This is a genomic window from Flavobacterium sp. (genome assembly GCF_043779715.1).
GTDB lineage: Bacteria > Bacteroidota > Bacteroidia > Flavobacteriales > Flavobacteriaceae > Flavobacterium.
This window is the reverse complement of record NZ_JAYWDT010000206.1, coordinates 1-14,590: the sequence shown is the minus strand read 5'-3', so window position 1 is coordinate 14,590 and position 14,590 is coordinate 1. Positions and strand designations below refer to the sequence as shown.

At 33.6% G+C, this 14,590-nt stretch carries 17 protein-coding genes; all 17 read right to left on the bottom strand.

Annotated elements, in window-relative coordinates:
* Window positions 1-64: 64 nt before the first annotated feature.
* Entirely contained in the window at window positions 65-514 is a 450-nt protein-coding gene (locus ACH2BG_RS10010; protein ID WP_395047553.1) for a 6-pyruvoyl trahydropterin synthase family protein, read from the bottom strand.
* Between the two features lie 181 nt (window positions 515-695).
* A complete protein-coding gene (rpmA, locus tag ACH2BG_RS10005; protein WP_091476103.1) occupies window positions 696-956 on the bottom strand; it encodes a 50S ribosomal protein L27 in 261 nt (86 codons plus the stop codon).
* Between the two features lie 22 nt (window positions 957-978).
* Window positions 979-1,419, bottom strand: a complete 441-nt coding sequence (gene rplU, locus ACH2BG_RS10000; protein ID WP_395047552.1) for a 50S ribosomal protein L21 — start codon at window positions 1,417-1,419, stop codon at window positions 979-981.
* A 216-nt stretch (window positions 1,420-1,635) separates the two neighbouring features.
* Window positions 1,636-3,006, bottom strand: a complete 1,371-nt coding sequence (locus ACH2BG_RS09995) for an NADH-quinone oxidoreductase subunit N (RefSeq protein WP_395047551.1) — start codon at window positions 3,004-3,006, stop codon at window positions 1,636-1,638.
* A 46-nt stretch (window positions 3,007-3,052) separates the two neighbouring features.
* Window positions 3,053-4,492, bottom strand: coding sequence for a NuoM family protein (locus ACH2BG_RS09990; RefSeq protein ID WP_395047550.1), 1,440 nt, complete (start codon window positions 4,490-4,492; stop codon window positions 3,053-3,055).
* A 12-nt stretch (window positions 4,493-4,504) separates the two neighbouring features.
* Window positions 4,505-6,388, bottom strand: coding sequence for an NADH-quinone oxidoreductase subunit L (gene nuoL, locus ACH2BG_RS09985; protein ID WP_395047549.1), 1,884 nt, complete (start codon window positions 6,386-6,388; stop codon window positions 4,505-4,507).
* A gap of 6 nt (window positions 6,389-6,394) precedes the next feature.
* Complete coding sequence (nuoK, locus tag ACH2BG_RS09980; RefSeq protein WP_395047548.1) at window positions 6,395-6,715, bottom strand: NADH-quinone oxidoreductase subunit NuoK; 321 nt, start codon at window positions 6,713-6,715, stop codon at window positions 6,395-6,397.
* A gap of 1 nt (window position 6,716) precedes the next feature.
* A complete protein-coding gene (locus ACH2BG_RS09975) occupies window positions 6,717-7,229 on the bottom strand; it encodes an NADH-quinone oxidoreductase subunit J (protein ID WP_395047547.1) in 513 nt (170 codons plus the stop codon).
* Complete coding sequence (locus tag ACH2BG_RS09970) at window positions 7,229-7,780, bottom strand: NuoI/complex I 23 kDa subunit family protein (protein WP_395047546.1); 552 nt, start codon at window positions 7,778-7,780, stop codon at window positions 7,229-7,231. Before ACH2BG_RS09970 ends, ACH2BG_RS09975 begins: the two co-directional genes overlap by 1 nt.
* Window positions 7,781-7,788: 8 nt before the next feature.
* Window positions 7,789-8,820, bottom strand: a complete 1,032-nt coding sequence (gene nuoH, locus ACH2BG_RS09965) for an NADH-quinone oxidoreductase subunit NuoH (RefSeq protein ID WP_395047545.1) — start codon at window positions 8,818-8,820, stop codon at window positions 7,789-7,791.
* Window positions 8,813-9,862, bottom strand: coding sequence for a 2Fe-2S iron-sulfur cluster-binding protein (locus tag ACH2BG_RS09960; RefSeq protein WP_395047544.1), 1,050 nt, complete (start codon window positions 9,860-9,862; stop codon window positions 8,813-8,815). The genes nuoH and ACH2BG_RS09960 overlap by 8 nt, the downstream gene beginning before the upstream one ends.
* 92 nt (window positions 9,863-9,954) lie before the next feature.
* Window positions 9,955-10,317, bottom strand: a complete 363-nt coding sequence (locus ACH2BG_RS09955; RefSeq protein WP_395047543.1) for a four helix bundle protein — start codon at window positions 10,315-10,317, stop codon at window positions 9,955-9,957.
* A 20-nt stretch (window positions 10,318-10,337) separates the two neighbouring features.
* Complete coding sequence (nuoF, locus tag ACH2BG_RS09950; protein ID WP_395047542.1) at window positions 10,338-11,693, bottom strand: NADH-quinone oxidoreductase subunit NuoF; 1,356 nt, start codon at window positions 11,691-11,693, stop codon at window positions 10,338-10,340.
* Window position 11,694: 1 nt separating this feature from the next.
* Window positions 11,695-12,225, bottom strand: a complete 531-nt coding sequence (locus tag ACH2BG_RS09945) for a complex I 24 kDa subunit family protein (RefSeq protein ID WP_395047541.1) — start codon at window positions 12,223-12,225, stop codon at window positions 11,695-11,697.
* 5 nt (window positions 12,226-12,230) lie between these two features.
* The gene (locus ACH2BG_RS09940; RefSeq protein ID WP_395047540.1) at window positions 12,231-13,469 is read right to left on the bottom strand and encodes an NADH-quinone oxidoreductase subunit D; all 1,239 of its coding nucleotides are present in this window, start codon (window positions 13,467-13,469) and stop codon (window positions 12,231-12,233) included.
* A gap of 23 nt (window positions 13,470-13,492) precedes the next feature.
* On the bottom strand, window positions 13,493-14,014 hold the full coding sequence (locus tag ACH2BG_RS09935; RefSeq protein WP_395047539.1) for an NADH-quinone oxidoreductase subunit C: 522 nt from the start codon (window positions 14,012-14,014) through the stop codon (window positions 13,493-13,495).
* Window positions 14,015-14,018: 4 nt separating this feature from the next.
* Window positions 14,019-14,567, bottom strand: a complete 549-nt coding sequence (locus ACH2BG_RS09930) for an NADH-quinone oxidoreductase subunit B (RefSeq protein ID WP_395047538.1) — start codon at window positions 14,565-14,567, stop codon at window positions 14,019-14,021.
* Window positions 14,568-14,590 lie beyond the last annotated feature (23 nt).

The following is a 14,590-nucleotide window of genomic DNA, read 5'->3' as shown; positions in this document are numbered from 1 at the left end:
AAATGAGATTTCTCCTTCGTCGAAATGACAAACCGTTTATTTTTTATAAATCTCTTAAAATGAGCTAATTATCCTCAGAAAACCATTCTGCAAATGAGGTTTCGGTTTCTTGTAATCGTAAAGAATGTAGTTTTATAGATTCTGGTAATCTGCGTTTTATTTTTTTGGCAAAATCGATTACCATATTTTCGCTTGTGGGTTGGTAATCTACTAGGATCACTTCATGACCACGAGATTTAAGTTCTTTTGCTAATTCTATATGTGGAGTAGTTTCGTTGAAAACAGTAGCGTGGTCAAAAACATCGACAATATCTTCTTTTACTATTTTTTTTAAGTCCGAAAAATCGATTACCATTCCAAATTTTACATTGTTTCTATCAGAAATAGGTGTTCCTATAACCGTTACCGAAAGCTTGTAACTATGCCCATGTACATTTTTACATTTTCCGTCGTAACCATATAAGGCGTGACCGGTTTCGAAACTAAATTGCTTGGTAATTCTTATTTTGCTCATAAAAAATCAGATTGTATGTAAAGGTATTAAATAAAATTATTAACCACAGATTCGCAGATTAAAAATCATTTATAATTCAGTATGCTTTTAATTAGCATAATTGACAGTAGTAAATAAAAAGAATAAAACAAAAAAACGCCCAATATAATTGGACGTTTTGTAAACTATAAGTTAGTATAGACTAAGCTTCAAAAGCAACTACAGAAACATAAGATTTGTTTTCACCTTTTTTCTGAAATTTCACTAATCCGTCAACTCTTGCATGTAAAGTATGATCTTTACCCATGTAAACGTTTTCTCCTGGATTGTGTTTAGAACCTCTTTGTCTAACAATGATATTTCCAGCTATTGCAGCTTGACCACCATAAATCTTAACACCTAAGCGTTTTGATTCTGATTCTCTACCATTTTTCGAACTACCGACACCTTTCTTGTGAGCCATGACGTTTTGGTTTTATAAGTTATTATTCTTTTGTATCTTCTTTTTTAGCTTTTGCTACTTTTTTCTTAGGAGCTTCCGCTACTATTTCAACATTTTCAGTTGTAGTTTCAACAGCTACTTTTTTAGGAGCGGCTGCTTTTTTAGGAGCTGCACTGCTATTAATACCTTCAATTACAATTTGGGTAAGATATTGTCTGTGACCGTTTCTTTTCTTGTAACCTTTTCTTCTTTTCTTTTTGAAAACGATTACTTTATCTCCTTTTAAGTGTTGTAACACTTTTGCTTCAACAGAAGCACCTTCTATAGCTGGGGCGCCTAAAGTGATTGTGCCATTGTCATCTAATAAAAGAACTTTATCAAAAGAAACTTTTGATCCTTCTTCATTAGATAAACGGTGAACATAAACCTTTAAGTCTTTGCTTACTTTAAATTGTTGCCCTGCTATCTCTACGATTGCGTACATAACAATGATGTTTAGTTAATTTTTTTAAGACTGCAAATATACAACTATTTATGATACAAGCAAGTTAGGATTAAATTTTTTAATTGATTTTTTGAAATAATCATTTATATTTATTTCAATGTGAGCTAAAAACATTTGGAATGAGGTAGTTTTTAATAAAAAAAACCATTTCATAAATAACGAAATGGTTTTTGTATTAATTTTTTTTAATCGGTCTTATCCCAACAAATTCAAAACTACATTAGGGAATAATCCCAAAGTAATATTTAATATTAAAGCGACAACAGCAACGATTTGATACATTACAGGGACTTTTGGTAAAGTCTGTTCGATGTCTTTTGTGTACATAGCAAGGATTATTTTAAAATAATAACCCACACTTATAATAGAACTTATAATTGCTACAATTACCAAAACAATCCAACCTGTATGTACCAATTGATTTAGTAAGAAAAATTTAGCAAAGAAACCTGATAATATAGGAATTCCTGCCATAGACAATAAAGAAGCCGTTATTATCCCTGCTAATAATGGATGTGATTTTCCAAAGCCATTAAAACTATCAATGGTTTCGTTTTCTTTGTCTTTTGTCACATACATTACAACTGCAAAAAAGGCAATCCCCGCAACGGCATAAGCTGAAGCATAATATAATAAGGTATTTGCAGCATTACTCATCAACAAAAGAGTCGAAACCATAAAACCTGCGTGCGATATTCCAGAAAAAGCAAACATACGTTTTACATTATTCTGACGTAATGCCATAACATTTCCTAAAACCATTGATGCAATTGCCACACAAACAATAATAAGCTGAATAGAGTAGGGTTGAGTGGGTAAAAGTACCGTTACTAATTTGTACAATGTTGCCATCGCCACTATTTTTGCCAAACTACTCATAGTTGCGGTAGTTAGGGCTGGCGCGCCTTCGTAAACATCGGGTGCCCAAAAATGGAAAGGAACCGTTGCGATTTTAAACAACATTCCTATTATCAAAAATACAATTCCTATAAAATACCATTGCGGATAGGCTTGTGTGTTTGTTACATGCTGAATTACATTCAAATCGAAACTTCCAGTTGCGCCATATATCAAACAGATTCCAAAAAGTATAATTCCTGAAGCGAATGAACCCATAAGAAAATATTTCATTCCTGCTTCATTACTTTTTAAATTTAATCGATTGCTTGCTGCAAGAATATATAATGAGATTGATAAAACTTCGATTCCTAAAAAGAACATTGATAAGTTTCCGAATGAAACCATGGCTACAGTTCCGGCTAGTAAAAATACTTTTATACCTACATAATCGGAAATTTTAGTTTTTTGATCTTTATAAAACTCATGACTTAATGCCACTAAAAAAATTGTAATTACAATAAATAAACTTGAAAAAGCTACCGAAAATTTATCGACAATTATCATATTATTATAATAAGTACCTAGATGATTATAAGTAGATATATTAAAACCTAAAATGGCTAAAAGTCCAATGATTGTAATAGGTACAATTATTTTTCTTGCATTAAAAATCTCTGCAAGAAGCGATAATATTCCTAATCCTGATATGTATATAAGAGTATTCATTCTTTATATTTCTTTTTTATATTATTGAATTCAAAAAGTCTGAACTCTAAACTTTATTAATTTTTAATACAATTTCTTGCAATGTTGGTGTAATCAAATCTGTTATTGGTTTTGGAAACAATCCAAAAAACAACAATACAACAATTATTACTACAAAAACCATAGTTTCATTTACCGTTATCGATTTGAAAATTTTTGCATTAGCTTCTCCCAACATAACGTGTTGAAACATTTTTAGCATATAAACTGCACCAAGTATAATCGTTGTTCCTGCAATAATTGCAAACCAAATATTAGCACTGTATAAACTGTATAGCAAAGTAAATTCTCCAACAAAATTGAATGTTCCAGGCAATGCAACCGAAGCCAACATGATAATCATAAACATCGAAGTGAATTTATTATCTTGAATTCTGATTCCACCCATTTCAGATATTTCTTGTGTATTCAAACGTCTTTCTATTACTTCGGCAGCAAAGAAAAGACCAACAACTACAAATCCGTGAGCAATCATTTGTAAAACCGCACCACGCAAACCATCTAAAGTTAAAGTATAAGCTCCAGCGGCGATTAATCCAACATGAGCAAGAGATGAATAAGCCAATAATTTTTTAATATTTTTTTGTTTCAAAGCCACTATCGAACCATAAATCACACCTGCAACGCTTAATGAAATAAGAATTGTCATATATGTTTTTGCTGCGAAAGGAGCTATTGGTAATTGCCAACGAATGACACTATACAATCCCATTTTTAGCATAATTCCTGAAAGCAACATCGTACCAACAGTTGGTGATTTTTGGTACACATTTGCTTGCCAAGTATGAAAAGGAATAATTGGAATTTTGATAGCATACGCTAAAAACATGGCCAAGAATATCCAAAATTGTTCATTTTGAGTCAGAAGAATTGTATATAAATCGCCAATCATTAAACTTCCAACTTTTTGAAACAAATAGATAAAGGCAACTAGCATGAATAATGAACCTGCTAATGTATAAATGAAGAATTTTATTACTGCTTTTTTACGTTCTTCAGCATCGCCATTACCCCAAACAAGGGCAATAAAATAAATTGGGATTAATGACAATTCCCAAAAAATATAATACAAGAAAGCATCGGCACTTAAAAAAGTTCCAACCATTGCAAATGACATAAACAATACTAAAGCATAGAAGTTTTTGCTGTTCTTGTATTGATTTCCGAAAGAAGAAAATATAATTATTGATGTTAAAATTGTCGTTAAAAGTAGCATCGCTAATGAGAATCCATCAACTTTTAAAGCAATGTATAAGTTAGGATTAGAAATCCAATTGGCTATAAAATCAGAATTGATTCCGTGATTGTATTGATTTAATATAAATATTGATCCAATAATTGAAGCTAAGCTGAAAAACAAAGCCACTGTTTTAGCAAATTTATCTCCAGCAAAATAAGTTGCAACAGCACCGAATAATAAAAATATGAGTATAAATGATACGTTCATTGTGTGTAATTATTAAACTAAAAATAAATAAATTAAAATCGAAGTAACGCCTAATACAAAAGCAAAAAGATACAATCCGATACTTCCATTTTGAACTAATTTTCCTTGATTTCCAATTTCGTTTGTTATTTTTCCTAAACCGAAAACAAATCCAGAAACCGCAGTTTCAACATATTTTCTAAAGAAATGTGATACTTTATATAATGGATTTACAATAATTGAATCGTAAATTTCATCAACGTAATATTTGTTGTATAAAACTTTGGCAACACCCGTAATTTCAGAGTCTTCAGAAGGGATTTGATTTTGTTTGATGTATTTAGAATAAGCAATTCCAATTCCAACTAAAGCACCAACTGTTGCAATGGCCATCAATATATAAGCCGTTCCGTCTAGATGATGTTCTGCATGACCAACTTTACCAAATAATGGCGCTAAATAATGATTCAACCAACTGTTTCCTGGTAAACTAATTAATCCACCAATTGCAGCTAAAAATGCTAAAATTATTAATGGAATAGTAATTAAACTTGGGCTTTCGTGTAAATGATTTTTCTGATATTCCGTTCCTCTAAATTCTTTGAAGAATGTTAAATACATTAATCTAAACATATAAAATGCGGTCATGATTGATGCAATCGAACCAATAATCCAAAGTATCATATTTCCGTGGAAAGCAGTCATTAAAATTTCATCTTTAGACCAAAACCCTGCAAAAGGAAAGATTCCCGCAATGGCCAAAGTCGAAATCATCATAGTCCAAAATGTAATTGGCATTGCTTTTTTCAATCCACCCATTTTGCGCATATCCTGTTCTCCGTGCAAAGCGTGAATTACAGAACCCGAACCTAAGAACAAACAAGCTTTGAAGAAAGCATGCGTGATAACGTGAAAAACTGCTACTTCGTAAGCACCAAGACCCAATGCTAAAAACATTAATCCTAATTGTGAAACGGTAGAATAAGCCAATACTTTTTTAATATCATTTTGAACCAATCCTATCGAAGCAGCTACAATTGCAGTAATTGTTCCAACAATTGCCATAATATCTTGAACATATGGTACTAAATCGAATACGAAATTCATTCTGGTCACCATAAAAATACCAGCAGTAACCATTGTTGCAGCGTGAATCAATGCTGAAACTGGCGTTGGTCCAGCCATCGCATCTGGCAACCAAGTATATAATGGAATTTGTGCCGATTTCCCACAAGCTCCAATGAATAAACATAGAGCAGCTATAGGTAGTAAAGGATTTGATAAAATATTACTATTCGATAAAATACCACTTTTTAAAGTAGCATAATCTAAAGTGTTGAATAAATATCCTAAAATAAAAATCCCAATCAACAAACCTAAATCTCCAATTCGGTTCATGATGAAAGCTTTCTTCGCCGCATCATTATATTCTTGATTTTTGTACCAAAAACCAATCAATAAATAAGAACACAAACCAACTCCTTCCCAACCGATGAACATTACTAATAGGTTACTTCCTATAACCAATGTAATCATGAAAAACACAAACAGATTCAAATAAGCAAAAAACTTGTGCATATTCTCATCGTCGTGCATATAAGAAATTGAATACAGATGTATTAATGTTCCGATTCCAGTAACAAACAACAACCAAAGAATTGACAATTGATCTAACAGAAATGAGAAATTAACATTGAATTTTTCTAAAGAAATCCATTGAAACAAATCAATTTGAATTGGTTTTGCATTCGATTGAATGAGTGCAAAAAAGTAAGTCGTTGCAAAAAATGAAATTAGAATCGATAAAGTTCCTATCGCACCAACAATCGTTTTTCCTGCTTTTTTTCCGAAGAAAACATTAAATAAAAACCCACAAAATGGAGCTAATAACAATACTAAAGCTAAATTTTTTTCCATTAGTATTTATCCTTTTAAGTTTTTTAAATTATCAATATCAATAGAACCTAAATTTCTAAATATTGACACTAATATCGCCAATCCTACGGCAACTTCGGCAGCGGCAACCGCCATCGAGAAGAATACAAAAACTTGCCCTTGTGCATCTTGATGAAAAGTTGAAAATGCTACAAAAAGTAAATTAACCGCATTTAGCATAATTTCGATAGACATAAACATGATGATGGCATTTCGGCGATACAAAACACCAAAAATTCCGATACAGAACAAAACTACACACAAATAGATGTAATTTTCAATTCCTATTTCTATTAATATATTATTCATTTTATTGAATTGTTTTTTCTTTTTTAGACAATAACACCACGCCCATCATGGCTACTAACAAAAGGATAGAAGCAAATTCGAAAGGCACCATATATTCATTAAGCAATACTTTTCCCAACACCTTTATCGATTGAAAATCTTGACCAGTGGTTCTGTAAGTTTCCATTTTAGGCATTGCTTTGATGAAAACCGCCAACATTACAAAACAAACCAATCCGAAGGAAACAACTGCTGCCAGTTTTGTTGCTATTTTTTTGTGTGGTTCGCCTTCTTTGTTTAAATTCATCAACATAATCGTAAATAAAAACAAAACCATAATGGCGCCAGAATATACTATTATATGAACAATAGCTAAAAACTGAGCGTTAAATAATAAGTAATGACCTGCAACACTAAAGAAGCAAATCACTAGATAAATGGCACTATGAATAGGGTTTTTACTAATGATAGTTAAAAATGCAGTCGCAAGAGTTATTGCAGACAAAAAGTAGAAAATAATTAATAATGTACTCATTAGTTAGCGTTTTTAAGTTGTGCATTTTGCATTGCGATATCTAAAGGCATAACCAGTTTGTCTTTTCCGAAAATGAAATCTTCTCTCTCGTAATTAGAAGGAACCAAAACTTTTGAAGTAGTTAGGTAAATCGCATCTTTTGGACAAGCTTCTTCACACAAACCACAGAAAATACAACGCAACATGTTGATTTCATAGATTTCAGCATATTTTTCCTCGCGGTACAAGTGTTTTTCATTTGCTTTTCTTTCAGTAGCTTTCATTGTAATAGCTTCTGCAGGACAAGAAAGTGCACACAAACCACAAGCAGTACAGTTTTCACGACCTTGTTCATCACGTTTTAACATGTGTTGACCACGATAAACTGGGCTCATTTCACGCACCTGTTCTGGATAATGAATGGTGACTTTTTTTCTAAAAAAGTGCTTAATTGTAATAAGTAATCCTTTTACAATCGCCACAAGATATAGGCTTTCTAAAAAACTCATTTCTTTATTGGAAACTTGTTTTTTTCTACCTGATAATGATATATTTTGTATAGTCGTTGACATAAAATCTTTTATTTAAACAGTAAAAGGCAAATTCCTGTAACCATAATATTTAGAATTGCTAATGGGATTAATACTTTCCAACCCAAATGCATTAATTGGTCATATCTAAAACGTGGAATAGTCCAACGAACCCACATGTAGAAGAAAATAAATCCACAAATTTTGATGAACAAGGCTAAGAAACCTAAAATATTTGCAGTGTTTACTCCAACATTTTCAACCATCCATTGCATTCCTGGATAATTGTATCCTCCGAAGAATAAAACAGCTAAAATTGCAGATGAGATAAACATATTCGCATATTCAGCAAATAAATAGAATCCCATTTTCATGGAAGAATATTCGGTGTGGTAACCACCAATTAATTCTGATTCACATTCTGCTAAATCGAAAGGCGTTCTGTTTGTTTCTGCAAAAGCACAAATTAAAAATATTAAAAACGAAACTGGTTGATAAAATACATTCCAATTCATTCCGGCTTGTTGTGCTGATATTTCTCTCAAACTCAAGGTTCCAGTCATCATCAATAAAGCAATCATAGACAATCCCATGGCTACTTCATATGAAACCATTTGCGAGGCAGCACGAACCGCTCCCATTAGTGAGAACTTATTGTTTGAAGCCCAACCACCAATCATGATACCATAAACTCCAACAGAAACTACTGCAAAAATGTACAATAATGCATTGTCAATATCAGTTGCTTGTAATAATATATCTCTACCAAAAAGATGTAATTTATCACCCCAAGGAATTACTGCGCTGGTCATTAAAGCCGTACTCATCGCAATAGCTGGCCCTACAACGAATAAAAATTTATTGGGTGTGTTAGGAGAAAATTCTTCTTTCGAAAATAATTTCAATCCGTCAGCAAGTGGTTGTAATAATCCACCCCAACCTGCACGATTTGGCCCAACTCTATCTTGAAGAAATGCAGCAACTTTACGTTCTGCCCAAGTAGAATACATCGCCATAATCATTGTTAAAGCGAAGACAACTAAAATAACAACGCTCTTTTCTAATATAAATGCACTATCCATTTTTCTTTGAATCTATAAGGTTGCCATCAATTTTTTCGTTGTAATCAATCTCAGACATACTGATTTTCTTATTGTCAATTTCTCTACCTTCTAAAATTAATTTTTCGGTAGCAATAACTACTTTATCCGTTTTTCCGAAGTATTTATTTTGATTGATAACCGAATCTTTTTCGAATTCTCGTGGTCCTTCGATAGTCCAATCATTAACATCTTTATGATCAAAACGACAGCCATTACAGATGAATTCTTCTACTTCATGATACACATCTTTACGACCTGTAACACGTTGAATTTCTCCACCAAACATCCAAACAGTTGTTTTTCCACAACATTTGTCGCAATCTCTGTGTGCATTGTAAGGCTTATTGAACCAAACTCTAGATTTGAAACGGAATGTCTTATCGGTTAAAGCGCCAACAGGACAAACGTCAATCATATTTCCAGAGAATTCATTGTCAATTGCTTTAGAGATACACGTTGAAATGTTCGCGTGATCTCCACGATCCATTACTCCATGCACTCTATTGTCTGTTAATTGATCTGCAACTTGGACACATCTTTGGCATAAAATACAGCGATTCATATGTAGTTGAATATTTGGACCTATATCTTCTGGCTCAAATGTTCTTTTTTCTTCAATAAAACGAGATTTTGGATTTCCGTGTTCGAAGCTTAAATTTTGTAAATCACATTCTCCTGCTTGGTCGCAAACTGGACAATCTAAAGGGTGGTTAATTAACAAAAATTCTGTTACCGATTTTCTTGCTTCTTGAACTCTTGGAGAAGCTTTACTGGCTATTTCCATTCCGTCTTGACAACCTGTTACACAAGATGCCATCAATTTAGGCATAGGTCTTGGATCTGCTTCGCTGCCTTTAGTTACATCAACCAAACAACAACGGCATTTACCGCCGCTACCCTCTAGTTTTGAGTAATAACACATGGCTGGCGGCACTACTTCTCCACCAATCATACGTGCAGCTTGCAGGATTGTTGTTCCTGGAGTTACTTCTATTTCTTGTCCGTCTATTGTTACTTTCATTTTATTAAGTCTTAACGTCTTAATGTCTTAATGTCTTAATGTCAATGTGTCGAGAAAATACGACTTTATGACTTTACAACCTTACAACTTTATTACTTATTCAAATATTTTATAAACCCACTTATTAATTTTGAGATGTTTGAAACATTTTCAAATAATTCATCAAACTCTTCTTTTGTAATATAATTTAAATCTAATGCTAAATACAATTGCGATCTTACTTCACCAGCCGATGCTTTTGCAATGTATAAGAAATAGATAAATTCTTTATCTGTATTTCTTTCAAATCCTTCAGCAATATTAGAAGAAATTGAAATAGATGCCCTTCTAATTTGTCTGACTAAATCGTAATCCTTTTTAAAACTTACACTTTCAGTTATCTCATAAATCCTTTTATTAAATACTCTTGACTTCTGCCAAGAATTAATTTCTTCAAATGACTCAAATTTTCCCATTTTACAATGCGTTATGACTTTTAGACATTCGACATTATGACTTTATAAAAAGGTTCATTTACAAAGTGATCTCTATTTTTTATTTTTTCTGGAAAACGAACATGGTATTCAAACTCGTCTCTAAAGTGACGAATTGCCGCTGCTACTGGCCAAGCTGCTGCATCTCCTAAAGGACAAATTGTATTTCCTTCAATTTTGCTTTGAATACTCAACAATAAATCGATATCTTCTTCACGACCGTGACCATTTTCTATTCTGTGTAATATTTTTTCCATCCATCCCGTACCTTCACGGCAAGGTGTACATTGACCGCAAGATTCATGGTGGTAAAAACGAGAGAAATTCCATGTATTACGAACAATACAAGCTCTGTCATCATACACAATAAATCCTCCTGAACCTAACATAGATCCTGTTGCAAATCCACCATCAGACAAACTTTCGTAAGACATTAATCTGTCTTCGTTATTAGCTGTTTTGTATATTAAATGGGCTGGTAAAACTGGTACTGAGCTTCCTCCAGGCACTAATGCTTTTAGAGGTCTGTCGGTACTCATTCCTCCCAAATATTCATCGGAATTCATAAATTCGTAAACAGATAATCCCATTTCGATTTCGTAAACACCAGGATTTTTGATATTTCCTGAAGCTGAAATTAATTTGGTTCCTGTAGAACGACCTATTCCTATTTCAGCATAAGCGGCTCCTGAATTATTTACAATCCAAGGCACTGCAGAAATAGTTTCTACATTATTTACCACAGTTGGATTCCCCCAAAGTCCCGATACTGCTGGGAATGGTGGTTTGATACGAGGGTTTCCTCTTTTTCCTTCCAATGATTCGATTAATGCGGTTTCTTCACCACAAATGTAGGCGCCACCTCCAATTTGAACATATAAATCCAAATCGTAACCAGTTCCTAATATATTTTTACCCAACCAACCAGCAGCTTTTGCTTCGGCAATGGCGCGTTCTAAAATTTTATAAATCCACATATATTCTCCACGAATATAGATGTAAGATAGATTTGCACCCAATGCGTAACTTGAAGTAATCATTCCTTCGATTAATAAATGAGGAATGAATTCCATCAAATATCTGTCTTTGAATGTTCCAGGTTCTGATTCATCGGCATTACAAACTAAATATCTGGGTTTTCCTGATTTTTTATCAATAAAACTCCATTTCATTCCCATTGGAAAACCTGCTCCTCCACGCCCACGGATTCCAGAAGTTTTTACTTCTTCGACCACTTCGTCTGGTGTTAAGGTTTTTAAAGCTTTTTCTACTGATGTATAACCGCCATTTTGACGATATACTTCGTAGGTTTTAATTCCTGGAATGTTTACTTTATCTAATAATATTTTTCTTGACATATTATTTATCGTGTAATATTATTTTATTGTCTTTACAATCAGTGATTAACTGATCTATTTTTTCTTCGGTCAAATGTTCTTGGTAGAAATCTCCTAATTGCATCATTGGTGCATAACCACAAGCACCTAAACATTCTACACCACGAACTTCAAATAGTCCATCAGCAGTTGGTTCGCCAATCTTTACACCCAATTTATTACAAGTGTAATCCATTAAGTTTTCGGTTCCGTTTAAGCAACAAGGTGAAGTATGACAAAATTCGAACATATATTTACCAATTGGTCTTTGGTTGAACATTGTGTAAAATGTCACCACTTCGTATACTTCAACAGGTTTGATACCTAAAATTTCTGCTACTTTGTCTTGTAATTCAATACTCAACCAATTGTCGTGAGCATCTTGTACTTCGTGCAAAACAGGCAATAATGCTGATTTTCTTTTATCTTCCGGATAATGACTACACAATTCGTTGATACGAACCATTAAGGCTTCCGTGATATTTATATTTTGTTTAATCTGTGTTTTTTCCATAATTATTAAGCGTCTAATTCGCCCGCAATTACATTAAGACTTGATAATATTACGATGGCATCAGATAATAATGCTCCTTTAATCATTTCTGGATATGCTTGATAGTATATAAAACATGGGCGACGGAAATGCAATCTGTAAGGTGTACGACTTCCATCTGTAATTAAATAAAATCCTAACTCACCGTTTCCGCCTTCTACAGCGTGATAAATTTCAGCTACCGGAACCGGAACTTCACCCATCACAATTTTGAAATGGTAAATTAATGATTCCATATTATTATATACGTCTTCTTTTGGAGGAAGGTAATAATCTGGAACTTCTGCGTGGTACACATTTCCTTCTGGCATTTTTGCTAACGCTTGACGAATGATACTTAAACTCTCCCAAACTTCGGCATTACGAACGCAAAAACGATCGTAAGTATCACCAGATTTTCCAACAGGGACAATAAATTCGAAATCTTCATAAGAAGAATATGGTTCAGCCACACGAACGTCATAATCGACACCTGCAGCACGTAAGTTCGGACCTGTAAATCCGTATGCCATTGCGCTTTCGGCAGTAATAGCTCCTACGTTTACAGTTCTATCAATAAAAATTCTGTTTCTTTCGAAAAGGTTTTCAAATTCTTTCCAACAAGCTGGAAATTCTTCTAAAAAGGTGTTTAATAATTCGAAAGCTTTTGGCGACCAATCTCTTTCGAAACCGCCAATTCTTCCCATATTTGTTGTTAAACGAGCACCACAAATTTCTTCGTAAATTTCGTAGATTTTTTCTCTAAATTGGAATACGTACAAGAAACCAGTATATGCTCCAGTATCTACACCTAAAATTGAATTACAGATAATATGATCCGTAATACGTGCCAATTCCATGACGATAACTCTTAAATATTGAGCACGTTTTGGCACTTCAATATCTAATAGTTTTTCTAATGTCATCCACCAAGCCATATTATTTATAGGCGAAGAACAATAGTTCATTCTATCCGTTAAAGGAGTGATTTGGTAAAAAGGACGATTTTCGGCAATTTTTTCGAACGCACGGTGAATGTAACCAATGGTTGGTTCAGCATCGAGAATACGCTCTCCATCCATCAACAAGATATTTTGGAAAATACCGTGAGTCGCTGGATGCGTTGGTCCTAAATTCAGAATCGAAAGTTCGCTTCCGTCTTCGTTTAGTCTCTCTTTAATTATTTTAGCATATCGATGCTCTGGTGGTAATAATAGTTCTGACATTTTATAATGTTGAATTATTTATTTTAAGAATTTGATGGTGTTCTACCAAAAAATCTGTCGTCTTTGTCTGTTCTTCCTGAATCTTCCAATGGGAATTCTTTTCGCATAGGAAAAGAAATCATTTCGTCCATATTCAGAATTCTTTTTAATTGTGGATGCCCAATGAAATTGATTCCGTAGAAATCGTAAGTTTCACGTTCCATCCAATTAGCGCTCAAGAAAATAGTTGAGATTGTTTTTATTTCGGGGTTTTCACCGTTGATAAAACTCTTGATTCTGATTCGTTTGTTTTCAATCCAATTGTGCAAATGATACACAACCGCAAACTGCTCGTTTACATCACTATCTGGATAATGAATTCCGCATAAATCGGTCAAAAAGTGAAAATTTAATGATTCTTCATTCTTCAAAAAAAGAATGACTGAAGTTATTTTATCAGACGCTACTTCGAAAGTAAAAATGTCTTTTTCTTGACGAAAATGCACGACGCTTTCTCCGAAAATTTCTGTTAATTTATCTTGAATTTGGGTGTTTTCTAAAGCCATGTTCTTATTTAATGTTATAAGATGCTAATAGTTCTTGATATTCTGGCGAGCTACGACGACGAACAGATTCGGATTTGACCAATTCCTGCAAACGCATTACGCCATCCACAATTTGTTCCGGTCTTGGAGGACAACCTGGCACATAAACATCAACCGGGATTACTTTATCTATTCCTTGTAAAACAGAATACGTATCGAAAATTCCTCCTGAAGACGCACAAGCACCAACAGCAATTACCCAACGAGGTTCTGCCATTTGTTCGTAAACCTGACGTAAAATAGGTGCCATTTTTTTAGAAATAGTTCCCATCACCATTAGCATATCCGCTTGACGAGGAGAGAAACTCACACGCTCAGAACCGAAACGTGCTAAATCGTAATGCGAAGCCATAGTTGCCATAAACTCAATTCCGCAACAAGAAGTTGCAAACGGTAAAGGCCAAAGAGAATTCGCGCGAGCCATACCTACAACATCATTTAGTTTTGTGGCAAAAAAACCTTCACCAACAACACCTTCAGGAGGGGCTACCATATTTACTTTTGAATCGCTCATTTTTATTTAGATTTCTGATTTTA